Source organism: Deltaproteobacteria bacterium, from assembly GCA_016875225.1.
Lineage (GTDB): Bacteria > Myxococcota_A > UBA9160 > SZUA-336 > SZUA-336 > VGRW01.
Window position 1 is genome coordinate 25,297 of record VGRW01000001.1, and the last position, 23,755, is coordinate 49,051.

General features: G+C 70.3%; 22 protein-coding genes. 7 read left to right on the forward strand and 15 right to left on the reverse strand.

Annotation, left to right across the window (positions count from 1 at the left end; translation table 11 throughout):
• Positions 1 to 5: 5 nt before the first annotated feature.
• The 3 genes from FJ108_00130 to FJ108_00140 are packed head-to-tail and all read right to left on the reverse strand — an operon-like array spanning position 6 to position 3,959.
• Positions 6 to 1,766, reverse strand: a complete 1,761-nt coding sequence (locus FJ108_00130; GenBank protein ID MBM4334304.1) for a PQQ-dependent dehydrogenase, methanol/ethanol family — start codon at positions 1,764 to 1,766, stop codon at positions 6 to 8.
• Positions 1,767 to 1,821: 55 nt separating this feature from the next.
• Positions 1,822 to 3,336, reverse strand: coding sequence for an NAD(P)/FAD-dependent oxidoreductase (locus FJ108_00135; protein MBM4334305.1), 1,515 nt, complete (start codon positions 3,334 to 3,336; stop codon positions 1,822 to 1,824).
• On the reverse strand, positions 3,333 to 3,959 hold the full coding sequence (locus FJ108_00140; GenBank protein ID MBM4334306.1) for a TetR/AcrR family transcriptional regulator: 627 nt from the start codon (positions 3,957 to 3,959) through the stop codon (positions 3,333 to 3,335). The genes FJ108_00135 and FJ108_00140 overlap by 4 nt, the downstream gene beginning before the upstream one ends.
• Positions 3,960 to 4,068: 109 nt before the next feature.
• Here FJ108_00140 and FJ108_00145 point away from each other — a divergent pair, with 109 nt between their 5' ends.
• On the forward strand, positions 4,069 to 4,500 hold the full coding sequence (locus FJ108_00145; protein MBM4334307.1) for a nitroreductase family deazaflavin-dependent oxidoreductase: 432 nt from the start codon (positions 4,069 to 4,071) through the stop codon (positions 4,498 to 4,500).
• Here FJ108_00145 and FJ108_00150 read toward each other — a convergent pair.
• Together FJ108_00150 and FJ108_00155 are read right to left on the reverse strand one after the other, a co-directional pair.
• Positions 4,497 to 5,810, reverse strand: coding sequence for an Hsp70 family protein (locus FJ108_00150; protein ID MBM4334308.1), 1,314 nt, complete (start codon positions 5,808 to 5,810; stop codon positions 4,497 to 4,499). The genes FJ108_00145 and FJ108_00150 overlap by 4 nt on opposite strands.
• Positions 5,807 to 6,757, reverse strand: coding sequence for a hypothetical protein (locus FJ108_00155; GenBank protein MBM4334309.1), 951 nt, complete (start codon positions 6,755 to 6,757; stop codon positions 5,807 to 5,809). The genes FJ108_00150 and FJ108_00155 overlap by 4 nt, the downstream gene beginning before the upstream one ends.
• 74 nt (positions 6,758 to 6,831) lie before the next feature.
• Between FJ108_00155 and FJ108_00160 the strand changes: the two genes are divergently transcribed.
• The 5 genes from FJ108_00160 to FJ108_00180 all read left to right on the forward strand — a co-directional run bounded on the left by FJ108_00160 (position 6,832) and on the right by FJ108_00180 (position 12,990).
• Entirely contained in the window at positions 6,832 to 8,649 is a 1,818-nt protein-coding gene (locus tag FJ108_00160) for a hypothetical protein (protein MBM4334310.1), read from the forward strand.
• An 82-nt stretch (positions 8,650 to 8,731) separates the two neighbouring features.
• On the forward strand, positions 8,732 to 9,439 hold the full coding sequence (locus FJ108_00165) for an ABC transporter ATP-binding protein (protein ID MBM4334311.1): 708 nt from the start codon (positions 8,732 to 8,734) through the stop codon (positions 9,437 to 9,439).
• Positions 9,349 to 10,602: an ABC transporter permease gene (locus FJ108_00170; GenBank protein ID MBM4334312.1), complete on the forward strand. Its 1,254-nt coding sequence runs from the start codon at positions 9,349 to 9,351 to the stop codon at positions 10,600 to 10,602. Before FJ108_00165 ends, FJ108_00170 begins: the two co-directional genes overlap by 91 nt.
• A gap of 5 nt (positions 10,603 to 10,607) precedes the next feature.
• Positions 10,608 to 11,786 (forward strand): FtsX-like permease family protein, encoded by a 1,179-nt coding sequence (locus tag FJ108_00175; protein MBM4334313.1) that lies wholly within the window; start codon positions 10,608 to 10,610, stop codon positions 11,784 to 11,786.
• Between the two features lies 1 nt (position 11,787).
• A complete protein-coding gene (locus tag FJ108_00180) occupies positions 11,788 to 12,990 on the forward strand; it encodes an efflux RND transporter periplasmic adaptor subunit (protein MBM4334314.1) in 1,203 nt (400 codons plus the stop codon).
• Here FJ108_00180 and FJ108_00185 read toward each other — a convergent pair.
• The 4 genes from FJ108_00185 to FJ108_00200 all read right to left on the reverse strand — a co-directional run bounded on the left by FJ108_00185 (position 12,987) and on the right by FJ108_00200 (position 16,702).
• Positions 12,987 to 13,169, reverse strand: coding sequence for a hypothetical protein (locus FJ108_00185; GenBank protein ID MBM4334315.1), 183 nt, complete (start codon positions 13,167 to 13,169; stop codon positions 12,987 to 12,989). The two genes, FJ108_00180 and FJ108_00185, sit on opposite strands and share 4 nt — an antisense overlap.
• A 78-nt stretch (positions 13,170 to 13,247) precedes the next feature.
• A complete protein-coding gene (locus FJ108_00190; protein ID MBM4334316.1) occupies positions 13,248 to 14,957 on the reverse strand; it encodes a cation:proton antiporter in 1,710 nt (569 codons plus the stop codon).
• 33 nt (positions 14,958 to 14,990) lie between these two features.
• Positions 14,991 to 16,130, reverse strand: coding sequence for a citrate synthase (locus FJ108_00195; GenBank protein MBM4334317.1), 1,140 nt, complete (start codon positions 16,128 to 16,130; stop codon positions 14,991 to 14,993).
• Entirely contained in the window at positions 16,127 to 16,702 is a 576-nt protein-coding gene (locus FJ108_00200) for an SET domain-containing protein (protein ID MBM4334318.1), read from the reverse strand. The genes FJ108_00195 and FJ108_00200 overlap by 4 nt, the downstream gene beginning before the upstream one ends.
• Positions 16,703 to 16,758: 56 nt before the next feature.
• Here FJ108_00200 and FJ108_00205 point away from each other — a divergent pair, with 56 nt between their 5' ends.
• The gene (locus tag FJ108_00205) at positions 16,759 to 17,526 is read left to right on the forward strand and encodes an NAD-dependent deacylase (GenBank protein MBM4334319.1); all 768 of its coding nucleotides are present in this window, start codon (positions 16,759 to 16,761) and stop codon (positions 17,524 to 17,526) included.
• Between the two features lie 26 nt (positions 17,527 to 17,552).
• On the opposite strand, the gene FJ108_00210 is transcribed toward FJ108_00205, so the two are convergent.
• From FJ108_00210 to rfaE2, 6 genes are all read right to left on the reverse strand, one after another.
• Positions 17,553 to 18,416, reverse strand: a complete 864-nt coding sequence (locus FJ108_00210) for an undecaprenyl-diphosphate phosphatase (protein MBM4334320.1) — start codon at positions 18,414 to 18,416, stop codon at positions 17,553 to 17,555.
• A 52-nt stretch (positions 18,417 to 18,468) separates the two neighbouring features.
• A complete protein-coding gene (locus FJ108_00215) occupies positions 18,469 to 19,590 on the reverse strand; it encodes an ABC transporter permease (protein ID MBM4334321.1) in 1,122 nt (373 codons plus the stop codon).
• On the reverse strand, positions 19,587 to 20,516 hold the full coding sequence (locus tag FJ108_00220) for an ABC transporter ATP-binding protein (GenBank protein MBM4334322.1): 930 nt from the start codon (positions 20,514 to 20,516) through the stop codon (positions 19,587 to 19,589). The genes FJ108_00215 and FJ108_00220 overlap by 4 nt, the downstream gene beginning before the upstream one ends.
• 14 nt (positions 20,517 to 20,530) lie before the next feature.
• A complete protein-coding gene (locus tag FJ108_00225; protein MBM4334323.1) occupies positions 20,531 to 21,520 on the reverse strand; it encodes an HlyD family efflux transporter periplasmic adaptor subunit in 990 nt (329 codons plus the stop codon).
• Positions 21,517 to 22,191 (reverse strand): TetR/AcrR family transcriptional regulator, encoded by a 675-nt coding sequence (locus FJ108_00230; GenBank protein ID MBM4334324.1) that lies wholly within the window; start codon positions 22,189 to 22,191, stop codon positions 21,517 to 21,519. Before FJ108_00230 ends, FJ108_00225 begins: the two co-directional genes overlap by 4 nt.
• Before the next feature lie 73 nt (positions 22,192 to 22,264).
• On the reverse strand, positions 22,265 to 23,695 hold the full coding sequence (gene rfaE2 / locus FJ108_00235) for a D-glycero-beta-D-manno-heptose 1-phosphate adenylyltransferase (GenBank protein MBM4334325.1): 1,431 nt from the start codon (positions 23,693 to 23,695) through the stop codon (positions 22,265 to 22,267).
• Positions 23,696 to 23,755 lie beyond the last annotated feature (60 nt).

Here is a 23,755-nt window from a genome sequence, read left to right on the forward strand (position 1 = left end):
AGACACTACTTCGGCAGGGCGAAGACGAAGAGCGTGCCGCCTTCCGTCGTGTTCTTCGGTCCGCCCATGAAGGCGTCCAGCGCCGAGAAGCTGCCCGAGGCGATCGCGACGTAGGTGCGCCCGTCGAGCTGGTACGCGATCGGCTGGCTGCGCACCCCGCCGCCCATCCGGAAGCGCCAGACCTCCTTGCCCGTTTTCGAGTCGAAGGCAAGCGCGTCGCCGGTCAGGTTTCCGGTGAAGACCACGCCGCCCGCGGTGCTGAGCGTGCCGCCGCCGAGCGGGAAGCGATCCTTGTAGACCCAGCGCACCGCGCCGGTCGCGACGTCGATCGCCGAGAACGTTCCGTACGACTTGCCTTCGTTTGCATCCAGCGTGTCGGGGAGCCCGCCCAGATACGGCATGCCCTTCGAGTACACCGCGATTCCCTTCGCGAAGATCTGGCACGCCTCGACCGCGGGGATGAACGCGAGGCCGAGCTCGGGGTTGTAGGCCCCCGTCCACGCGCCGTTCATTCCACCGAGGTTGCTCGGACAGATGCGCTCGGTGGTGTCCTCGCCGGGGAGCGCCTTGGGATCGACGTTCGGGCGGCCGGTCACCGGATCGATCGTCGCCCAGTTCACCTGCTCCAGATACTTCGTCGCGCGCAGGAACTTCCCGGTCGTGCGATCGAGCAGGTAGAAGTACCCGTTGCGGTTCGCCTGGGCGATCGCCTTCACGGGCTTTCCGGCGACGACCGTGTCGACCAGGAAGAGCTGGGTGTTGCCGTCGTAGTCCCAGAGATCGTGCGGCGTGAACTGGAAGTACCACTTGAGCTTTCCGGTCTTCGGATCGACTGCGAGCAGCGAATCCGAATAGAGATTGTCGCCGGCTCGATCGTCGCCGTTCCAGTCGGGCGACGGATTGCCGGTGGCCCAGAAGAGCGTGTCGCTCTCCGCGTCGTAGGCGCCCTGCGTCCAGGCCGGCGCGCCGCCACGCTTCCACGAATCGCCCGCCCAGGTCTCGACGCCGGGCTCGCCCTCGCCGGGAATCGTGTAGTGCCGCCAGGCGCGCGCGCCGGTCTTCACGTCGTACGCGTCGAAGAAGCCGCGCACACCGTACTCGCCGCCCGCGATGCCGATGATCGCGAGATCGCCGACCACCAGCGGCGCAGAGGTCGCGCTGAAGCCTTCCTTGTAGCTCGCGAGCTCGACGCTCCACTTGATCTCGCCGGTCTTCCGGTCGAACGCGAGCAGGTGCGCATCGAGCGTGGCCATCAGCACCAGATCGCCCGCGATCGCAGCGCCGCGATTCGGCGGCCCGCAGCAGAGCCGCAGGTTCTTCGGATTCGGATGGTCGTAGCGCCAGAGCAGCGCGCCGGTCTTCGCGTCCAGCGCGAAGATCCGGTTGTACGACGACGTCACGTACATGACTCCGCCGTAGACGACCGGCGAGACTTCGAACTGGCCCGTGGTCCCGCTCGGGAACGCCCACGCGACCTCGAGCTTCGCCGCGCTCGCCGGCGTGAGCGCCGCGATCGGGCTGTGGCGGAAGTTCCGGTAGTTCCCGCCGTAGAGCAGCCAACGCGATGGATCCGACGCCCCGCGATCGAGCATCTCCTGCGAGACCGGCCCCACCGAGGTGCCGACCGGCTTCTCCGCGAGCCAGTGATGGCCCTGGTCGGGAAGCGCGATCTCGGCGGCGAGTTCGCCCTCGTCCTGTTCCGCGCGCGCCCTCGCAGGAACGAAGGCCAGGCACAGCGCGAGCGTGATGCAGAGCGATCGGATCATCCGGCGTTCCACCCCCTGAAGTAGGGCACGAGAATCGCACGGACCCGCCTGCGCGTCACGCAGCGTCGGCGGGTCGCCCCTCGAAGTCCTCGATCACGAGCCCCGCGGTGCGATGGCCGGAGTGCATCGCGCCGGAGAACCCAGGGCCGGGGAACGTCCACGCACCGGCGAGGTAGAGACCCGGCACGGAGCTTCGCGCCTCGGGCCGGTGGATGCTGTGCGAGCTCGCCGACGAAGCGTACCCGTAGATCGATCCCTGCGGATTCGACGAGTAGCGCTCCATCGTGTGCGGTGTGCCGACCTCGACCACCTCGATCCGCTCGCGCAGGTCGGGGATCGCCTGCGCGAGCCGATCGACCAGCCACGCCTCGAGCTCTCGCTTGCGCTCGCGGTAGATCGCCTCGTCGTCGCGCCAGAGCCGGCCGTCGGCCATGACCGCCGCGTGCAGGATCGAGCGCCCCGCCGGCGAATGGTCGGGATCGGCGAGGTCGTGGTTGCCGATCATGTATCCCTGCTTGCGGTAGTCGCCGGCGAGCATCGCCTCGCGCTCCTGCTCGAAGTCGTAGGTCTGCATGAAGAATGCGCCGCGGTCGGAGAGACCGAGCCGGGCGGCGTCGCCGCGAATCCCCACGTAGGCCTGGTGGATCGAGCAGGCGATCGGCAGGCCGTCGACCCGGGGCAGCTCGGCCGCGCCGAGCCGGGCGTCGTCGAGCAGCCCGTGGTAGGTGAGCGGCGCCGAGGCATTGCTGATCACGACCGGCGCACGGAAGCGATCTCCGCGCCGCGTCTGCACGCCGACCACGCGTCCGTTCTCGGTGTCGATGCGCGCGACCTCGCGGCGCAGCAGGACGCGCCCGCGGTTGCGCTCGATCACGCGCACGAACGCGTCGGAGAGCGCCTGCCCGCCTCCTTTGACGTAGAAGCAGCCGCCGAAGTGGTAGCTCGCCCACATTCGCGCGTAGAGAAAGCCCGAGACCTCCGCTGGCACCAGGCCCAGGTAGCCCCAGATGGTGGCGAAGATCGCCTGGATCCGTTCGTCGCGGAGGTGCGCGTCGAGGAGCTCCGCGAGCGTGAGCGGAAGCGTCGCGAGCGCCGCCTCGCTCGGCCCACCGTCGGCGCCCTGCGCGTCGATCTCGCGCAGATGTTGGAACAGGTCGCGAACGCCGCGCGCCTGAGCCGGATACGTCTCGACGAGCAGCGCCTCGTAGGCGCCCGCGTCCGCGGGAATCTGCAGGTCGTGCCGCGGACCGCGGCTGCGGTAGGCGATGTCGAAGCGCCGCAGCTCCAGCTGCGGCAGCACGTCGAGCTCGGAGAGCAGCCGGTGCACCGAGCGCCCAGGAAGCAGATCGCCCGTCTGGTGCAGCGCGACGTCGAAGTCGTAGACGAGCTTCGTCCCGCGGACCTTGCGCAGGAAGTGGTGCGCGTAGCCGCCGGCGAAGACGTGCTGCTCCAGCACGAGCACCCGCAGGCCGGTCCGCGACAGGCGAGCCGCGGCAGCGAGTCCGCCGAGCCCCGATCCGATCACGATCACGTCCCAGTGGTCGTCGAGCTTCGGGTCCTGCCGGGTCATGGGGGTTCCTCCTCGATGCGGGATTCGATCGCGCTGCAGCCGGAGACCAGCTGCAGCAGAAGCGGCTCCACCAGCTCGGCGAGGCCGAGGCCGTGCGCGAGCTTGCCGGCGAGCTGGAGCGACACCAGTCCGTGTACGCCCGCCCAGAAGCCGTGCGCGAGCAGATCCACGTCGCCCCGCAGGCGGCCAGCCTCGACCGCGGCGCGCACGGCCTCGCGCAGCGGAGCCCAGGCGCGCAGCTCCGCTTCGCGAAGCTCCGGATGGCCGTCGGGATCGGGCTGGCCGAGCTCGAACATCAGCCGGTACGCGTGCGGCTCCGCGAGCGCGAAGTCGACGTACGCCTTTCCGAGCGCGAGCAGTCGCGCCGCGGGATCGGACTCGTCGGCTCCACCCTTCTCCTGGCTCGCCGCGAAGCGCTGGTAGGCGGCCGTGCGCACGAACGCGAAGATCTCGGCCTTGTCCCGGAAGTAGCGGTACGGCGTCATCCGGCTCACGCCGAGCGCGTCGGCGAGCACGCGGAAGCTCACGCCCTCGAATCCGCGCTGCGCGAAGAGCCTTTCGGCGACCGCGCAGAGCCTCTGGCGGAAGGCGTCGACGTCGTCCTGGGACAGGTTCCGGGGCACGGCGCATTTTTGACACTGTCAATTGACGATGTCAACAGCCGCAGAAAAGGGCCCGCCCCGGTCCGGCCCTCGGATAGACTCCGCTCGGCCGAGGCGAGGAGGAGCTTGGATGCGCGGACTTCGCAGGATCGTGGTGGCCGCGCTCGTCGTCGCGCTCGCGATCGGGATCGCGGTGATGGGCGCCTCCGAGCTCGGCGGCGAGGTCGTCACGCTTCACACCGCGTCGCCGGATGGCGAGGTCACGACGAGGATCTGGATCGTCGCCGACGCGGGCTACGCCTGGCTTCGCGCGGGCGTTCCCGAGAACGGCTGGCTGCTGCGCATCGACGCGAATCCGGAGGTCGTGGTCGAGCGCGGCGGCGAGTCGCTGCGCTTCCGCGCGGTGCCGGTTCGCGACGACCCGGCCATCCGCGACCGGATCCACCAGCGAATGCGCCAGGACTACGGCATGGCCGATCGGATCGTGAGCCTGCTCCGCGACGGCTCCAGATCCGTGCCGGTCCGGCTCGACCCGATCGCAGAGCCCGTAGAGCCCGACTAGTCCGCGAGCTCCTGCGCGCGCAGCGCCAGACCGCTCGCGACCGAGACCAGCTCGTCGCCAGCGCGCACGCGATCGACCCCGAAGCGCGACGCGAAGAGAGCGCGCACCGCGGGCACCAGGGACGAGCCGCCGGTCAGGAAGACGCGATCGACGTCGCCGCGCGCGATCTTCGAGCCCTCGAGCAGACCGTCGACGCAGGCCGCGAGCGCGTCGAGCTCGGGCTCGATCCAGGTCTCGAACTCGTCGCGCGCGATCGCCCGCTCGATCGCGATCGGGTCGCGGGCGAAGCGCAGTCGGGTCGCCTCCTCCCGCGTCAGCGCGAGCTTGGCGCGCTCGACCGAGCGGTGCAGGGGGAATCCGAGGTCCTCGCGGACCACCCGGATCAGCGCCTCGAGCCGAGCGGGTTCGAGCGCGTCGCGCTGCAGCTCGTGGAGCAGCGACAGCGTGCGCGGCGAGCGCAGGAACGAGAGATGATGCCAGCGCTCGAGGTGGCCGTAGATCCAGCGAGGAACCGGCAGCACGGTGCCGAAGATGGAGCGGAACTCGCTGCCGAGGCCGAGCGCGGGCGAGACCGCCGCGCGCACGATCTTCCCGTCGAAGACGTCGCCGGCCACCGGCACACCCGCGTTGCCGAGCACGCCACCGCTCTCGCCGCGCGCCCGCTCGCGGCGCGCATCCGGACCGACGCGGAGCAGCGAGAAGTCACTCGTGCCTCCGCCGAAGTCGCCGATCAGGATCAGCTCGTCGCGCGAGAGGGTCCGCTCGTAGTGGTAGGCCGCGGCGATCGGCTCGTACTCGAAGACCACGTCCGCCACCCCCGCGCTGGCGAACGCCGCGCGCAGCCGCGAAAGCGCGAGCGCCTCGTCCTCGCGGGAGCGTGCAGACACGAAGCGGACCGGACGACCGACCACGACCGGCCCGTCGAGGGGGCCGAGCTGCGCTTCGGCCTCGCGGATCAGCGCGCGGAGCAGCACCGCGATCAGGGCTTCCAGCCGGTACTCGCGTTCGAAGATCCGCGTCGACGAGAAGTCCCGCGCGGCAAGGAACGATTTCGGCGACTGGACCAGCCGGCCCGGCTCGTCGACGGAGAGGTAGCGCGCGATCGCGCGAGGCCCCGCCAGCTCGCGAAGCGCCCCGCTTCGGTTCGAAGCTCGCTCGAGGTACACGACCGAGCGGAAGGCGGTCGTGGTCTTCCCGCCGCCGCGCGCAAAGCGCGCCAGCCGCGGAGCACCGTCTCCCTCCGCCAGCGCGAGCGCAGAGTTGGTGGTTCCGAAATCGATACCGAACGTGCGACGCCCGTAGGCGGTCATGCGCCCTGGTCGAGATACTCCGAGAGGCCGTAGCCGATGCGCTCGCCGTCGAGCGTGTACTCCGTCATGCCCTCGCCGATGTGCGTGTTCTGTCCCGCGCGGCGGTTGCGCAGCGGGATGAAGCCGCGCACCCGCCCCTCGACGCGGTGCTTCGCGCCGTCGGAGAGCGTCACGTTCGCGCGCAGCACCGAGTGGTAGTTGGTGCCGCTCTCATAGTCGGTCTCGAGGTCGATACCGGTGATGCGCAGCAGCTCCTGCCCCTTGTGGAACACACCTCCGACGTGGTCGCCGACGATCGAGATCACCATGCCCAGATCGTCGCCGAAGTTCCCGGTGATCCAGCGGTAGGAGGGTGTCGACTGCCAGTAGCGCGGGCCCCAGGAGTGATCGCGCAGGCCGTGACCGCGGATCTCGATCGCAGGCTCGCCCTCGATCTCGATCGAGCCCGACACTTTCATGTGCTGCTCGTAGTGGGCGCGCGCGAAGTCGTTGCCGTCGTCCGGCTTTCCGACGTGTCCGTAGATCGGGCCGACTCCGTCGTGCACGAGATCGATCACGATCTTCCGGTGCGGGTTTTGCTTGAATGCGCGCCCCGGATCCTTCATCGCGCGCGGATCCGCCAGGTAGACGGCCGAGCCCTCGTAGCGGGTGCGCAGCTTCTCGCCGGGCACGAGCACGGTGACCTCGAGCCCGCCGGCGTTCCAGCCGTCGTTCGATTCGATCGCGGGCCGCTTGTAGTTGAAGAGCGCCGATCCGTCCGCGTTGTAGACGATCACGGTCATCTCGGCCTGCTTCTCGTTGGCGCGATTGCCGATGCGCAGGAACCCGCCGCGGTTCTGGGCGCGGTCGAAGAAGTTGAAATACACCGACTCGTTGAAGTTCGGCTCGGGTCCGAGCGGGTGGGTGTAATCGTCCTCCGGCTTCACGTTTCCGATGATCTTGACCACGTTGGCGCCTCCTGGGCGCATCCTACCCTAAAGGCCCCCCGACTCTCCTCCGATGCGACGTCGAGGAAGCCACGGTGGCCGCAGGACGAGCCGCACGCGCACGCCGCTATCCGCGCTTCGGGCGCATCGACGGGACCCACCCGTGGAAGCGCCGTGTGCCCGGTGCGTTCGTCGACTACGCCGCGCGCCGCCGCGGCAACGGCCAGGTCGTCTTCTTCAACTTCCCGCTGGCGAAGCAGATGGGGCTGATCCCGCGCGCCCACCGCGAGCGTCTGAACCGCGAGCTCGAGCGCGCGATCCTGCGCACCTTCGGCCTGCGCATCATCAACGAGTGGGACTATCTGCACCGTATCCGGGTGCCCGCGCGCGAACGTCTGCCCGGCACGTACATGGCCACGCGCTACTTGCAGCTGCAGCATCCGGGGCGGAGCGGGAAGACCTCCGGCGACGGGCGCAGCATCTGGAACGGAACGATCCGCCACGCCGGAGTCACCTGGGACGTCTCGAGCTGCGGCACGGGCGTGACCCGGCTCTGCCCCGCGACCGCGAAGTCCGGGCGGTACTTCCGTTCGGGCTCGCGAACCGCATCCTACGGCTGCGGAACGGCGGCGCTCGGCGAGGGCATCGCGGCGGCGCTCCTCTCCGAGACCTTCCACCGCAACGGCATCGAGACCGAGCGCGTGCTGGCGTTGATCGCGCTGCCGAACGGCCAGGCGATCAACGTTCGCGCGGGCCGGAACCTGATCCGCCCCTCGCATCTCTTCGCGCCACTGCGACAGAACGACCTGGTTCGCCTGAGAGCGGGCGTCGAGCTGTTCTGCGAGCGACAGATCGCGAACGGCGACTGGCCGGAGCTGCCGCCCGGGCGTGCGCGCCTGCGCTTCATGGCCGCAGAGACCGCGCGTGTGTTCGCGCGCGCCGCGGCCACCTTCGAGAGCGAGTACGTGTTCTGCTGGCTGGACTGGGATGGCGACAACGTGCTCGCGAACGGGGGCATCGTCGACTATGGCTCGGTGCGCCAGTTCGGCCTGTACCACCGCGAGTACCGCTTCGACGACGACGACCGCTGGTCGACGACGATTCCGGAGCAGCGCACGAAGGCGCGCTTCGTCGCGCAGTGCTTCGCGCAGATCCGTGATTTCGTCTCGAACGGCCGCAAGCGCCCCCTCTCCGAGTTCCGGCGCGACCCCGTGCTGCGCATCTTCGACGCGGAGTTCGAAGCGACCAAGACGCGTCTCTTCGTACACAAACTGGGCTTCACGCCGGAGACCGGCGCCTGGATCACGCGCGCGCATTCCGCATCGCTGTCGCGCCTGCGTCGCGCGCACTCCTGGTTCGAGAGCGCGCGCGCGGCACGAGGCCCGACGAAGGCGGCCGATGGTCTGACTTGGAACGCGATCTTCAGCACGCGCGACCTTCTGCGCGAGCTCACGCGCCGGCTCGCCGGCGGCGAAGGCGAGCTGCCCGCGCGCGAGCTGCTCCGGCTGGCGAGCTCGAGCTATGCAAGGCCGGCCGATCGCGCCTGCACCCCCGAGCGAGCGCGCCGGGCCCGCGCGCTGCAGCGGGAGTATCTCGCGCTCCTGCACGCGGCCGCTCGCCACGAGAATCGGCCGCTCTCCGAGCTGCTCTCCGACGTGGCGCGGCGCAGCGCCGTGATCAACCGCCGCGAGCGCATCACCGGCGACGGCGCCGAGTACGCGACCGACCGGCTGCTGCGCCATCGCCGCAGGCTCGGTCGCGGCGGGCTGATCCGCGTGATCGCCGAGTTCGTGAACCTCCAGGATCTGAACCCCGAGAGGCGGACCTCGGGGACCCGTGTCGTCGCGCGCGACGCCCGCCGGGTGCTCGACAGCTTGATCGAGGTCGTCACCGAGCTGCGACACGGGCTCTGACCGCGCACGAGTCGGAGCCCGGCGCGACTCACCCCACGATCCGATATGATCGGGCCATTCGCTTCGAGCCAGGAGCCGGCCCTTGATCGACCTCGAGAACGTCTCCCGTGTCTATCAGCGCGGAGCGGACGTGATCCACGCGCTGGAGAACGTGAGCCTTCACGTGCCCCGAGGCCGCTTCGTCGCTCTGATGGGGCCGTCCGGCTCCGGCAAGTCCACGCTCCTGAACGTGCTCGCGGGCCTGGACCGCCCGAGCTCGGGCGAGGTGACGGTGGCGGAGCGACGCTTGAACGAGCTCAGCGAGGACGAGCTGGCGGAGTTCCGCGCACAGACCGTCGGATTCGTGTTCCAGTTCTTCAACCTGATACCGGTGCTCTCCGCGCTCGAGAACGTCGAGCTTCCGCTGCTGCTCACGAATCTGCCGCGCGCGGACCGGCGCCGGCGCGCCGAGACGGCGCTGCGCGTGGTGGGGCTCTCCGATCGCGCGTCGCACCTGCCCCGGCAGCTCTCCGGCGGCGAGCAGCAGCGCGTGGCGATCGCGCGCGCGATCGTGACCGATGCCGATCTGGTGGTGGCCGACGAGCCGACCGGCGACCTCGACGCCCGGAACGCCGAGGAGATTCTCTCGCTGCTGCAGACGCTGAAGCGCGACTTCAACAAGACGGTCGTGATCGTCACGCACGACCCGCGTGCCGAGAAATGGGTGGACGAGGTGATCCACCTCGACAAGGGCGTGCTGCTCGAGACCCGCCCCGGTGGGGGATCCCGCGAGATGGCGGTCTCGCGGTGAAGTTCCTGCCCTTCGTCCTGCGCAACCTCGCCCGCAACAAGCTGCGCTCGCTGCTCACCGCTTCGGCGATCGCGCTCGCGATCGCGCTGGTCTGCATCCTGCGCACGATGCCCGCCGGGATGGACGCGTTCTTGAGCTCGATCGCCTCGAACACGCGAATCTCGACGCACAACGAGGCGGGAATGGTCTACCAGATGCCGTACTCGTACCTGCAGAAGGTTCGCGCCGTTCCGGGCGTGGTCGCGGCGATCAGCTGGCAGTGGTTCGGGGGCGCGGTCGATGCGTCGCGCGGCGTGGAGTTCCCGAACTTCGCCGTCGACCCCGAGGATTTCGGCAGGGTCTACGAGGACTGGAACGTGTCGCAGCAGGCGCTCGACGATTTCCGCAAGTACCGCGACGCCGCGATCGTGGGCCGCGGCACGCTCGAGAAGAAGGGCTGGAAGCTCGGTGACGTCATCACGCTGCAGAGCACCCTCTTCGGCCTCGAGCTCTCGTTCCGGATCGTCGGAGAGGTTCCGAATCCGCGAGCGGTCCAGCTGTACTTCCAGCGCGAGTATCTGGTTCAGGCCTTCGCCGCCCTGGGCACGCCGCTCGACTCGACCGGGATGATCTGGTCGCGGATCGACGATCCGGAGCGGGTCGGGCCGGTGATGCGGCAGATCGACGAGATGTTCCGGAACGGCGAGGCCGAGACCACGTCGGAGACGGAGAAGAGCTTCTTCGGGAACTTCTTCGGCAGCCTGAAGGGCATCGTGACCGTGATCATGATCGTCGCCGGAATCGTGACGCTCTGCATCGTCTTCATCGCTGCGAACACCGCGAGCATGTCGGTGCGCGAGCGGGTGGGCGAGATCGCGATCCTGAAGGCGATCGGTTTTCGCAGCCGGACGATCTTCACCACGCTTCTCGCCGAGGCGGTCCTGCTCTCCACCGTCGCCGGCGCGGCGGGTGCGCTGATCTCGCTGGCCCTGACTTCGCTACTGCGCTCGAGCCTCGTCTCGACCGGGCCGCAGCTCGGGCCGCTCACCGGCTTCGTCGTCACCGACGCGATCCTGGTCCAGGCGATCTTCATCGCGTTCTTCATCGGGATCCTCTCCGGCTGGCTGCCGGCGCTGGGCGCATCGAGGCGAAGCGTCGCGCAGACGCTGCGCGAAGTGTTCTGAAGCCCATGGCGCTGCCGATCTCCTACAGCTGGCGCAGCCTGATCGCGCGCGGCACCCGCACGACCTTCACGGTGCTGGTGATCGCGCTCGTCGTGATCGCGACGACTCTGTTCTGGAGCCTGATCGCCAGCTTGAAGCGGACGCTCGTCTCGTCGGGATCGCCGGAGAACCTGGTGGTGATGCGGAAGGGCGCGACGAACGACGGCTCGAGCCAGCTCACGCTGGAATCGCTCCAGGCGATCCGTTTCTTCGAGGGCATCGCGCGCGATGCCGACGGCAACCCGCTGATCTCGCCGGAGCTCGTGGTACAGCCGTTCTTCGCCACGACGGACGGCGGGCGGGAGAACGTGCTGGTGCGCGGCGTCGAGCCGATGGCCCTGCGCGTCCACGACGAGGTCGTGATCGCCGAGGGCCGCATGTTCACTCCGTCGAGCGGCGAGACGGTCGTCGGCCGCGGCGTCTCCAGGCGCTACAAAGGAGCGTCGCTCGGCGACGAGCTGAAGTTCGGTCGCGGCACCTGGAAGGTGGTCGGCATCCTGGAAGCGGGCGGGTCGTCCTTCGAGAGCGAGGTCTGGGTCGACGCGCGCGAGCTCGCGAACGACGCCAAGCGCACCCTGCCCTATTCGGGCGTCCGGCTGCGCGTCGCTCCCGGCGCCGACATGGACGCGCTCGTGCGGCGCATCGGCGACGACCCGCGCTACGCGCTGGAGGCCACGCGCGAGATCGACTACTACGAGAGTCTCTCGTCGTCGGCGAACACGCTCTACGTCATCGTGATCGGGCTCGCGGTGCTGGCGGGCGTGGGGGCGGTATTCGGCGCCACGAACACGATGTACGCCGCGGTGCAGTCGCGTACAGCCGAGATCGGCACGCTCCGGGCGTTGGGCTTCTCGCGCGGCTCGATCCTGCTCGCGTTCCTCTCCGAGTCCGTGATGATGGCGCTGTTCGCGTTCGCACTCGGGGCGATCGGTGCATCGCTGCTCGGGCGCTCGATCTCGTGGCTGCTCGGCGGCATCGCCTTCGGAGCGGCGACCTTCACCACCAACGTGATCCAGCTGCACGTCGCGGCCGGCGACCTGCTGATGCCGCTCGCTCTGTCGCTGCTGATCGGCGTCTTCGGGGGCCTGGCGCCCGCGGCGCGCGCCGCGCGAATGCGTCCGGTCGACGCGCTGAGGAAGGCCTAGCATGCCCGCCGACGCCCCGCGGAATCTGCGCGACGACCTGCAGGCGCTGCGCATCGACCGCGGCGCGCCGACCTCGGTTCCGCGCGGTCGCCCGCCGCGCAGGCACTGGCTCGGCGCCCTGGCGGTCGGCTCTCTGCTGGCGCTCGCCCTCGCGGCCTGGCTGCTCTGGAGCGGACCTCGCGAGGTCGCCGTCGCCTACGCCAGCCGGATCGAGGCGGGGGGGAGCGCACCCGCGGCGCCCGTGCTCTCCGGCTCCGGCTACGTCGTCACCGCCGACAAGTACATCTCCGTCGGCACGCGGATTCCCGGCCGGATCGAGAAGTTCTTCGTCGACGAGGCGGACCGCGTGAAGACCGGCGACCCGCTGGTGCAGCTCGACGACCGCGACTACCGCGCCGCGCTCGCGAGCGCGAAGGCGCGGCTCGAGGTCGTGCGCGCGAACGCGAGCCTGCACCGGATCGACGCCGAGCGCGTGCGCAGGCTCCGCGAGGAGAACTACGCCTCGCAGTCCGAGCTCGACAGCGCGCAGACACAGCTCCGCGTCGACCGCGCGCAGATCGCGCAGCTCGAGGCCGAGGTCGCACAGGCGCAGGTGAACCTCGACTACACGGTCCTGCGCGCGCCGACCGGCGGCGTGATCCTGGCGAAGCTGAAGGAGGTCGGAGAGATGGCGGTGCCCGGCGGCTTCGCTGGCTCCGGCGAGCTGATCCGGCTTGCGAACCTGGACGAGCTCCGGGCCGAGGTGGACGTCTCGGAGGCGGACCTCGCGCGCGTACGGCTCGGCGGCAAGGCGGAGGTGGTCCCCGATGCGTATCCCGACCTACGCTACGACGCGCGGGTCGTGAAGCTCTACCCGCAGGTGAACCGGCAGAAGGGCACGCTGAAGATCGAGGTCTCGATATCGAACCCGGACGAGGCTCTGCTCCCCGACATGAGCGTGCGGATCCACTTTCTCGGTGACGAAGAGCCTGCCCGTGCCGGCGGTCCCGCGCTCGTGCTCGCGCCGCGCTCGGCCGTGCGCAGCGATGCGAACGGGAGCTACGCCTGGGTCGTCACCAATGGCCGCCTGCGCCGGCAGGCGCTGCGCACCGGCGCCAATCAGGGCGAGCAGGCGGTGGTGTTCGAGGGGCTTTCCGGCGGCGAGGCTCTCGTCGTGGGCGAGGCCGCGGACCTGGCCGAGGGCCAGCGCGTCGCGCCGCGCTAGGTCCGGCCGAGCGAATTGCGCGCGTAGTCCCGCACGCGCACGAGCAGGCGGCGCGCCCAGACGAACTCGCTAGCGAGGATCGCCAGACCCGCGGGAATCACGACGAACGCGGGGCCGGGCAGGACGATCATGGCGACGCCGATCAGGAGCACCGTCCCTCCGACCACGAGCACGATCATCCGCCACGCGCCGCGAAGCAGCTGGCTGGCGATCGACTCCTTGCTCGGCGGCTGCTTCCCCCCGTCCTCGCCCACCGGCTAGCCCTTCCCCCCCGGATGCGGCGCAGCGCGCAGCGCGTCGGCAAGGTCCTCGAAGCTGCGCGCGTGCGACACCGCAAGGCGGGTTTCCGCGTTTTGGAGAGAGCGCGCGATCTCCGCGAGAAGCTCGATCTGGATCAGGTCGTCGTGCTCTGGAGTGACGACGAGCACCACGAGCCGCGCGAGCTCGCCGTCGGGCGCGCCGAAGTCCACTCCGAGGTTCGAGAGCCCGAGCGCGACGACCGGCGCGCCGAGTCCGGGCATGCGCGCGTGCGGGATCGCGATCCCCTGCCCCACGCCCGTCGGCATGATCGCCTCGCGCGCGAGCACGGCCTCGCAGAGAACCTCGGCTCCGAGACCCGCGGCCGGCGCGGCGACTCGGGCAAGCGCTCGGATCACCTCGGTGCGGTCCTCGCCGGCCAGGATCGGCACGAACGTGCGCGGCTGCAGGTGCGCCAGGAAGAGCCGGCGCGTGCGGCGCCCCACCAGCCAGCGCATCGCCGGGCCGCTCATGGCCGACGTCGCGAGCGCCATCACCACGAGCGCGACGAAGAGCTCCTCCGAGATGATCCGGTACTGGAGCGCGACGAACGCCATCGCCATCTCCATCGCGCCGCGCGCGTTCATGCCGAATCCAACCGCCCAGGCCTCGCGCAGCGGCAGGCCGCTCCACTGCGCGGCCAACCCGCAGCCGATCACCTTCCCGACGCAGGCGATCGCGAAGACGACGACGACGAGCCAGGGGTCGAAGCTCGCGACGAAGTCGGCGCGCAGACCCAGGCTTCCGAAGAAGAGCGGCGCGAAGACGACCCCGACCAGGCGTTCGAGCGCGATCAGGCGCCGCGGCGAGGTCTCGAGCGTCCCGCCCATCACCACGCCGGCGAGGAACGCGCCCATCAGCGCGCCATGGCCGCTGAGCTCGGACAGGGCCGCCGACGCAAGGGCCGCGCAGACGACGAAGACGACGATCCCCCCCGAGTCGCGGGCGCCGCTCCCGATCCAGCGCAAGATCCGAAGGACCAGCGCTCGGCCCACGCTGAGCGCGAGCGCGACGGCCGCGAGCGTCAGCCCGATCCCGCCGGCCACGCCCGAGATCGTCGGAGCGCCGGTCGTGAACGTGGCGACCACCACGCCGAACAGCGTCCAGCCGATCAGGTCGTTGAAGACCGCGGCCCCGACGATGAGCGCGCCGAGATCGGTGCGGTAGAGGTCGAGGTCGACGAGTGTCTTCGCGATCACCGGCAGCGCCGAGATGGAGAGCGCCGTCCCGATGAAGAGCGCGAAGACCCCGGGGTCGGCCGAGCCGTCGGCGCCCAATCCCGCCGGCCAGGCGTAGGCGGCCCCGAAGCCGAATGCGAACGGAACCAGGATTCCCGCGAGGCCGACGCTGGACGCGACGCGCAGCCGGGCGAGCAGCCGGCCGAGATCCACCTCGAGCCCGGCCACGGCCAGGAAGAGCACGATCGAGATCACCGAGAGACCCTGGAACGCCGCGGCCTGTCCACCTTCGAGCGGAAAGAGCGCCGCAGAGAGCTCGGGAGCGATGCGCCCGAAGAGCGTGGGGCCGAGCAGGATTCCGGCGAGCAGCTCGCCGAGGACGGACGGCTGGCCGAGAGCACGCGCACCGGACGCGCAGAGCTGCGCCGTGGCGAGCAGCAGGCCCACCGCGAGCAGGAGAAGCGCGAGCTCGCCGGGAAGGAGTGCGGTCACGGGCTCGGAGCCAGGCCTCGGATCGAGCCGGCCTCAGCGCTCGTCGATCGGCGTGTAGACCTCTCCGGTGGGTCCGACGTACTTCCCGCGCGGCCGGTAGATCCGGTTGTTCTGGTACTGCTCGAGCACGTGCGCGCACCAGCCGGCGACGCGGCTGGTCGCGAACACGGGCGTGAACAGGTCGATCGGGATGCCCATGCTGTGGTAGACCGACGCCGAGTAGAAGTCGACGTTGCAGATCAGCCCCTTGCGCTGACCCATCAGCTCCTCGAGGCGCGCGCTCATCTCGTACATTTCGGGATGACCGACCTCGCGCGTGATCTCGCGGCTCATCGCCTTCAGGATCTTCGCGCGAGGGTCGCCCTCTTTGTACACGCGGTGGCCGAAGCCCATGATCTTCTCGCCGCTGGCGAGCGCGGCCTCGAGCCAGGCCTCGAGCCGATCGGGCGACTTGATCTCGAGCAGCATCCGCGCGACCTGCTCGTTCGCGCCGCCGTGGAGCGGGCCCTTAAGCGTGCCGATCGCCGCCATCACGCTGGAGTAGATCCCGGAGAGCGTGCTCGAGGTGACGCGCGCCGAGAACGCCGAGGCATTGAGCTCGTGGTCCGCGTGCAGGATCAGGCAGGTGTCGAAGCGCCGGACCTCCTGCTCGTCGGGCTCCACGCCCTTCAGCATGTAGAGGAAGTTCCAGGCGATCGACTGGTCGGGCAGCGGCTGCAGCGGCCACTGGCCGCTGCGCACGCGCTGGTAGGCGGTGACGATCGTGCCGATCCGGGCGGCGAGGCGCGTCGACTTGCGCAGCGTCGCGGCGGCGTTCACCAGATTCGCGTCGGGATCGTGCAGCGTCATGCCGGCGATCACCGCGTGCAGGAAGTCCATCGGGTGCACGCGCGTCGGGAGCCCGTGGAACCAGCCGAACGACTCGGGCGGCAGCGCCATGCTGTGGTGGAGGTCGGTCGAGAACTCCTCCAGCTCGCGGCGGGTCGGCAGCCAGCCGTACCAGAGCAGGTAGACGACCTCCTCGAAGCTCGCGTGCGCGGCGAGGTCCTCGATCGTGTAGCCGCGATACAGCAGCGTCGAGCCCTCGATGGTGCTGATCGAGGTCGTGCACGTGACGACGCCCTCGAGGCCTCGGTCGATCGCTCCGGTGTACTCCTGGACTGGCTCGCTCACGTTCGCCTCCCCTGCTGCCCGACCTGCCGCCCCGTATCGGCATGAGAACGCACTCGCCGCCTGGCCGCCAGCTTGGCGTCGATGCGCCGCTGAAGGTAGGGCGAGAAATGCCCCCTGTAGCGCTTCCAGAGCTCCGGGCGGTTCCAGTCGTCGCCGCGGATCTGGCCGCGACAGGTCGCAGCGCCGCAGCCGCACGAGAACTCGTCGTACGGCGACCCGTCGCTCATCGCGTAGTCGAAGCAGACTTCCTCGCCGGGCTCGAGCCGGCGCATGGCGACCAGCGCGATCTGCCCGGAGAGCCCGCAGTTCGGGGCACACGAGTGATTGACCCAGTCCGCGGGGCCGTCCGTCGCCGAGACCAGGTACAGATCCTCTTCGACCTGGATCGTGAGCAGCCGCTCCGCGGGAGAGAGAGACTCGAGCCGCGAGGCGTGCAGCACCTCGCCGCCCCAGACCACGACCAGCTCGCCGGCCTCGATCGGCTCTCGCACGACCAGCGCTCGGCCTCCCTTTCCGTCGATCCGCCGAGGCTGGAGCTTCGGACAGTGGTACGACGTCGGGTGTTCGCTCATGGTCGGATCGTAGGAGAATTTCGTCCGAGCGCGCCAGTGCATGCGAGAATGAAATGATGAGCGATGCGAGATCGGACCTCTCGGAGGTCGCCGGGTGGATCGCAGAGGCGCGGCGGATCGTCGCCCTGACCGGGGCGGGGATCTCGACCGAATCCGGCATTCCCGATTTCCGGGGCCCGAAGGGAGTCTGGACCCGCAACCCCGGCGCAGAGAAGATGGCGACCCTCTCCCACTACGTCTCCGATCCGGAGGTGCGGAGGCGCGCCTGGCGAAGTCGGCTCGAATCCTCCGCCTGGCAGGCCAAACCCAACGCCGGTCACCTGGCGCTCGCGGCGCTCGAGCGGACCGGACGGCTCGAGCTGCTGATCACCCAGAACGTCGACGGTCTGCACCAGGCCGCCGGCTCGTCGCCGGAGCGCGTGGTGGAGATCCACGGCACGCTGCACGAGGTGGCCTGCCTCGACTGCGGCGAGCGCGCTCCGATGGAGCGCGCGCTCGCGCGGGTGCGCGCCGGCGAGGACGACCCCGAGTGTCGCAGCTGCGGCGGAATCCTGAAGTCGGCGACGATCTCGTTCGGCCAGAACCTGGTCGCGCGCGACCTGGAGCGCGCGGAGGCGGCGGCGGAGAGCTGCGACCTGCTGCTCGCGATCGGAAGCACGCTCTCGGTGTTTCCGATCGCAGGCGTGGTCCCGGTGGCAAAGCGCGCCGGCGCGCGAATCGTGATCGTGAACGCCGATCCGACCGAGATGGACGATCTAGCGGACGCGGTCGTGCGCGGCCCGATCGGCCAGGTTCTGCCGCTGCTCGTGGGCGCGCCGAGCTAGCGTCTCGACCCCCGCCGCGCGGTCGCTCAGACCATCCTCACCCAGCCGGTCCAGAGCGCCAGCGCCATCACGGCGCAGAGAGCGATCCGATACCAGCCAAACGCCGCGAGCCCGTGTCGATTCAGGAACGCGACGAGCCAGCGCACGGCGAGCGCCGCCGAGAGCGTGGCGACGGCGATTCCCACCAGCACGGAGCCCGCGCCCAGCGTCTCGATCAGGTCGGGGGTTCCGTTTCGCGAGGCGGAGATCAGGTTCTTCGCCAGTCGGTACAGACACGCCCCGCCCAGCGTCGGAACACCGAGCAGGAACGAGAACTCCGCGGCCTCGCGCGGGCGCAGGCCCACCCAGGTCCCGCCGGCGATCGTCATCATCGAGCGCGACGTCCCGGGCCACATCGCGACACACTGGAGCAGGCCGATCGCGACCGAGTGTCTCCAGTCGAGCTCCGCGAGCGTGAGCCCGCGCGCGGCGTTCGAATCGTCGCGATTCCGATCGAGCCAGATCATCCAGACGCCACCCGCGAGCAACGCGGCGAGCACGGGAAGCGGGCTGAACAGATTCTGCTCGAGCCAATCGTCGATCGTCGGCCCCACGAGCGCCGCGGGCAGGAACGCGATCGCGAGGTTCACGAGCAGGCGCCTGCCGACCTCGTCGCGCCCGGCGACCCCGCGCAGCATCTGCAGCACGCGCGGCCAGTACAGGCCGAGCACGGCCAGGATCGCGCCTCCCTGGATCACGATCGAGAACGCGTCGAGCGCGGGCTTCGTCGCCGGATCGTCGAGCCCCAGCAGCGACTGGGTCAGGATCAGATGGCCGGTGGAGCTCACCGGCAGATACTCGGTGATTCCCTCGACCAGACCGAGAACCGCGGCCTGCCACTTCTCGAGCATTCGCACTCCGGGGAGGGAGGTGGCGGCAAGGTATCCGAGCGCGCGGTCTTCGTCAGTCCAGGCGCTTCCGGAAGCGCAGGATCGAGAGGCTGATCGCGACCGCGAAGAAGAGCAGCAGCGGCCAGATGTCCGGCCAGACGTCGCCGAGCGTCGCGCCCCGCAGGATGATTCCGCGCACGATGCGCAGGAAGTGCGTGAGCGGGAGCACCTCGGCCAGCCAGCGAGCGGGCCAGGGCATCCCGTCGAACGGGAACATGAAACCCGAGAGCAGGATCTGCGGCAGGAACGTCACGAATGCCAGCTGGAACGCCTGGAACTGGGTCTCGGCCAGCGTCGAAATCAGCAGGCCGAAGGTCAGCGCCGCCGCGACGAAGACGCCGCTTCCCAGGTACAGGTCGATCAGGCTGCCCTGGATCGGCACGCCGAAGACGTAGCGGCCGAGCAGCAGGATCAGCGTGACCTGCGCGTATCCGATCCCCACGTACGGCGCGATCTTCCCGATCATGAGCTCCGGCGTCTGGACCGGAGTCGTGATCAAGAGCTCGAGATTGCCGCGCTCCCGCTCGCGCACGATCGCGACCGCGGTGAAGAGCACGAGCGTGAGCGTGAGGATCACGCCGCAGAGCGCGGGAACGATGTGGACCGGCGAGCGCCGCTCAGGGTTGTAGTAGGCGCGAAGCTCGAAGGTCGGCGCGCGGGGCCACGCCGCGAGCGCGGGATTCGCGAAGCGGTCGGCGACCGGCAGCGAGACCAGGCCGCGCGCGGCGCCGAGCACGATCGGATCGCCGCCATCGACCAGGAGCTGCGCGCGCGCCCGATCACCCTTCGCCGAACGGCGCTCGAAGTCCGCAGGGATCACGATCCCGACCGCGATCCGGCCCGCGACGAGAAGCTGCTCGAGCGCCGCGACGGACTCCGCCCTCGCGACGACGTCGATCACCTGCGTCGCCTGCGCCTCCTGCACGAGCAAGCGCGCGCTCTGCGTTCCTGCGAGATCCACGACGCCCGCGCGCAGGTGGCGCACGTCCTGGTTGATCGCGTAACCGAACAGGACCGTCATCATCAGCGGAACGCCGGCGACCCTACCGCCCGTGAGGCGGTCGCGGCGCAGGTGGCGGAACTCCTTTCGCGCGATCGCGGCCACGCGCGAGAGCGAGCGCGAGAGGCCCGTCACGCGCGAACCTCCGACTCGCGCCGGCCGCGCGTCGCTGCCACGAAGACGTCCTCGAGGCTCGCGCGCGCCAGCGACACCCTCGCCTCGACTCCAGCGCTGTCGAGCGCACGCGCCAGGCGAACCTCCGGCTCGGCGACCGCGCGGTCGACCAGCGCGTGCAGCCGCTGGCCGAGCTGGGCGACGCTCTGCACCTCGCGGATCTGCGCGAGCACCTCGCGCACCGCGCGCAGCTCCGACCCCTCGATCTCGAGCACGGCCGCGTCGATCTCGCGCATCAGGCGCTCGGGCGCTCCCGACGCGACGATCCGCCCGCGGTCGAGGATCGCAAGGCCGTGGCAGCGCTCCGCCTCGTCCATGTAGTGCGTCGAGACGAGGATCGTCGTGCCCCGCTCGACCAGATCGAACAGACTCTCCCAGAAGTCGCGACGGCTCTGCGGGTCGACGGCGCTGGTCGGCTCGTCGAGGAAGAGCAGCTCGGGCTCGTGCAGTGTGGCCGCGGCGAGCGCAAGCCGCTGACGCTGGCCACCCGAGAGCGTGCCCGCGCGCTGCTCCGCGCGGTCGGCGAGCCGGAACTCGTCCAGCAGCGCCGCGATCCGCGCCGCACGCCGCGCGGAATCGAGGGAGTAGATCTCTGCGAGGAACTCCAGGTTCTCGCGCACCGAGAGGTCCTCGTACAGCGAGAAGCGCTGGGTCATGTAGCCGAGCTTGCGGCGCAGCTTCTCGGCGTCGCGCGGCATTTGCAGCCCGAGCACCTCCGCCTCGCCCTCGCTCGGCGTGAGAAGTCCGCAGAGCATGCGGATCGTGGTCGACTTTCCCGAGCCGTTGGGGCCGAGGAAGCCGTAGATCGCGGCGCGCGGAATCTCGAGATCGACGTGATCCACGGCGACGAGACGGCCGAAGCGGCGCGTGAGTCCTCGGGTGTGGATCGCGATCTCCGAGCTCATCGAGGCGGACCCTCGGTGCGTGAGCTCGCGTCCGAATCGAGGACGAAGCGGACTTCCACCGGCACGCCGGTCGGCAGCGCTGCCGTCGCGTCGCCGCCGATCTCCACCTCGGCGAGGTACGAAAGACGCCCGCGGTCGTACTGGGACAGCGCGTAGTACGGCGTGAAGGCCGCCTCGTTCGCGAGCCTGCGCACGCGACCGTCGAGCTCGGCCTCGAGCCCCGCGACCTGGACACGCGCGCGGCTTCCGCTGCCGATTCGCGCGCGCACCGGCTCCGGCACGTAGACGCGCGCATACGGCGGACCCGCCGCGAGCAGGATCACCACGACCGCGCCAGATGGTGGGCGCTCGCCGAGCTCGAACGGCAGCGCATCCACGCGCGCCGCGCACGGAGCGCGCACCTCGAGACGTGCAATTCGGACCTCGATCTCGGCAAGCTGGGCCTCGGCGCCGGCCAGCCCCGCGCGCGCCTGCTCGAGCTCCTCGGAGGTGTTTCCGCTCTCGAGGGCCTCGAGCGCGGCGCGCGCCTCGTCGCGGCGTGCGAGTGCCTCGTCGAGCCGCGAGCGCGTCCGATCCCGCGTCGCCGCGGACTCGAAGGCTTGCCGTTCGAGCGCGCGGGCGCGCTCCCACTCGGAGCTCGCGTTGCGCAGGGTTCCTTCCGCTCCGACGAGTCGCGCGCGCGCCTCCCGGATGCGCTCGGCGCGCGGTCCGCGCTCGAGCTCCGCCAGACGCGCGCCCAGCTGGTCGCGCACAGCCGCGAAGCGAGCGCGCTGCGCCGCGAGAAGCGCGTCGTCCTGCGCGAGCAGGAGCTGGCCCGCGACGACCGACTCGCCCTCGCGAACCGGGATCGAGGCGATCGGCTCGTTGGCCTCCGTGACGAGCTCGATCCGATCCCGTTCCAGGGTTCCGAGCGACGGCAGATCGGCCGGGTCGGCGCCGCAGGCGCCGAGCCAGAGCGCGAGCGCGACGAGCCCGCGGCTCCTCACGTCGTCTCCGCGCGCGGGCGGGCGCCGTCGAAGAAGAGCTGCGTCGTGTGCGCGAGAAGTCGTTCGGCAAATGCGGGGTCGAGCTCGTAGCCGAACACCTTGCCCGCGAGCGGGTGGGCCAGGAACGGGAACAAGCTCATCCCGAGCAGCGAGAGCACCGCGAGCTTCGGGTCGAGATCCGCGCGCAGCTCGCCGCGCGCGATCTCCGCTTCGACGAGGCTCGGGAGAAGACTGGAGACACGCGAGGCGAAGCGCTCGATGAAGCGAGCCCGCGCACGAGAGTCTCCGGTCACGATCTCGCGCAGAAGGAGCAGCGGCACCCACGGATGGTCCGCGATCGTCGCGATGTACGTGCGGATCAGCGAAGCGAGCGGCCCCTTGCCCTCGGCGGGCTTCGCGGCGAGCTCCCGCACGCGTCCGAACATCTCCTCGAAGACCGAGGCGAGCATCGCCTCGTACAGGCCGACTTTCCCGCCGAAGTAGTACGAGATCATTCCCGGCGTGACGCCCGCCGCGCGCGCGATCTCGCGGATTCCGACCTCGCCGAAACCGCGTCGGACGAAGAGCTCGCGCGCGACCTCGACCAGGCGCTTGCGCACGTCGTCCGCCGATTCGCTCCGAACCGGTCGCCCTACCCGTCGGCTCCGCGCTGGCGTCTTTCGGCTGGCCACGGGTCGAAATTATTCGATCGTTCGATTAATCGCAAGCCCGATCTCGCACAGCGACGAAAGATCAGGCGCGTCGCTAGGTTCGCGCTTTCGAGACCAGGCTCGAGGTCGACCGGCCGGCGACCAGCTCCACCAGCTCCACGCGTCCGCCCCACTTCTCGACCGCGTCCCAGCCGACCACGTCGCGCTTGGTCTTGTAGTCCGCGCCCTTCGTCAGGACCGCAGGGCGCAGCGCGCGAATCAGCCGCAGCGGCGTGTCCTCGTCGAAGAGCACGACGGCGTCGACGCACTCGAGCGATGCCAGGATCTGCGCGCGGTCGTGCTCGCTCTGGAGCGGACGGCCCGCCCCTTTGAGCCGGCGTACCGAGGCGTCCGTGTTCACGCCCACGATCAGCGCCTCGCCAAGCGCGCGCGAGCGTTCGAGGTAGCGGACGTGACCGAGGTGGAGGATGTCGAAGCAGCCGTTGGTGAACACCACGCTTCGCCCCTGCCCGCGAAGCTTCGCGGCAAGCTCGGCGGCCTGGTCGCGATCCAAGACCTTCTCGTGGGAGCGAGCGCTCTTCGCGCCGAGCTCGGCGAGGATCTCCTGCCCCGTGACGGTGGCCGCTCCGAACTTCCCGACCTTCACGCCCGCCGCGACGTTCGCGATCCACGCCGCCTCGCCGATCTCGGCTCCCGCCGCGAGCGCGAGCGCGACGCTCGCCGCCACCACGTCACCCGCGCCCGTCACGTCGACGAGCTCGCGCGGACGCGCGGCGATCTCGACCACGGCGCTCTCACCGTCACGCGCGGAGCTCGCGAGCGTCATGCCCGCCTGTCCGCGCGTGATCAGGACGTGGCCGACGCCGAGCTCCGCCGCCATTGCGAGCGCCGCTCGCGACGCGTCGTCCGAGCTCGCGAGCGGCGAGCCCGCGAACGACTCCGCCTCGCGCAGATTCGGCTTCAGCACCGTGGCGCCGCGAAACGGCTCCCAGGGCGGGCTCTTCGGATCGACGAGCACGGGCCGGGTTCCGGCCGCCGCGATCGCGGCGCGGCAGACCGCCGGCGTCAACACGCCCTTCGCGTAATCGGACAGGATCACCGCGTCGGCCGCGCGCACGGCCGAGGCGATCCGCGCGCGCAGGCGCTTCTCGAGCGCCGCAGAGAGCGGAGCCACGGTCTCGCGATCCAGCCGGATCACCTGCTGGTGACGCGCGACGATGCGCGTCTTGCGCGTGGTGAGCCGCTCGCGATCGGAGAGGATTCCCGCCTGGGCAATGCCCAGGTTCGCCGCCTCGCTGCGGAAGATCGCGCCATCGGCGTCGTCGCCGATCACCGTGCACAGCCGCGCCTGGGCGCCGAGCGCGACCAAACACTTCGCGACGTTGGCCGCGCCGCCGAGCATGAACTCCTCGCGCTCGACCGCGAGCACCGGAACCGGGGCCTCGGGAGAGATCCGCTCGACCTCGCCGACGACGTAGGCGTCCAGGGTCGCGTCGCCCACGACGACCACGCGGCGCCCGACCATCTCGCCGAGCAGCTCGCGCACGCGCGCGACCTCCGGCTCGCGCAATCGCACCAGTGGCGG

Bases quoted from the DNA above. Each gene is read 5' to 3' on its own strand.
- FJ108_00180 (MBM4334314.1), top strand. From the start codon at position 11,788: ATGCCCGCCGACGCCCCGCGGAATCTGCGCGACGACCTGCAGGCGCTG.
- FJ108_00185 (MBM4334315.1), bottom strand. From the start codon at position 13,169: ATGATCGTGCTCGTGGTCGGAGGGACGGTGCTCCTGATCGGCGTCGCC.
- FJ108_00200 (MBM4334318.1), bottom strand. From the start codon at position 16,702: ATGAGCGAACACCCGACGTCGTACCACTGTCCGAAGCTCCAGCCTCGG.
- FJ108_00170 (MBM4334312.1), top strand. From the start codon at position 9,349: ATGGGTGGACGAGGTGATCCACCTCGACAAGGGCGTGCTGCTCGAGAC.
- FJ108_00145 (MBM4334307.1), top strand. From the start codon at position 4,069: ATGCGCGGACTTCGCAGGATCGTGGTGGCCGCGCTCGTCGTCGCGCTC.
- FJ108_00135 (MBM4334305.1), bottom strand. From the start codon at position 3,336: ATGACCCGGCAGGACCCGAAGCTCGACGACCACTGGGACGTGATCGTG.
- FJ108_00210 (MBM4334320.1), bottom strand. From the start codon at position 18,416: ATGCTCGAGAAGTGGCAGGCCGCGGTTCTCGGTCTGGTCGAGGGAATC.
- FJ108_00205 (MBM4334319.1), top strand. From the start codon at position 16,759: ATGAGCGATGCGAGATCGGACCTCTCGGAGGTCGCCGGGTGGATCGCA.
- FJ108_00175 (MBM4334313.1), top strand. From the start codon at position 10,608: ATGGCGCTGCCGATCTCCTACAGCTGGCGCAGCCTGATCGCGCGCGGC.
- FJ108_00130 (MBM4334304.1), bottom strand. From the start codon at position 1,766: ATGATCCGATCGCTCTGCATCACGCTCGCGCTGTGCCTGGCCTTCGTT.
- FJ108_00150 (MBM4334308.1), bottom strand. From the start codon at position 5,810: ATGACCGCCTACGGGCGTCGCACGTTCGGTATCGATTTCGGAACCACC.
- rfaE2 (MBM4334325.1), bottom strand. From the start codon at position 23,695: ATGGTCGGGCGCCGCGTGGTCGTCGTGGGCGACGCGACCCTGGACGCC.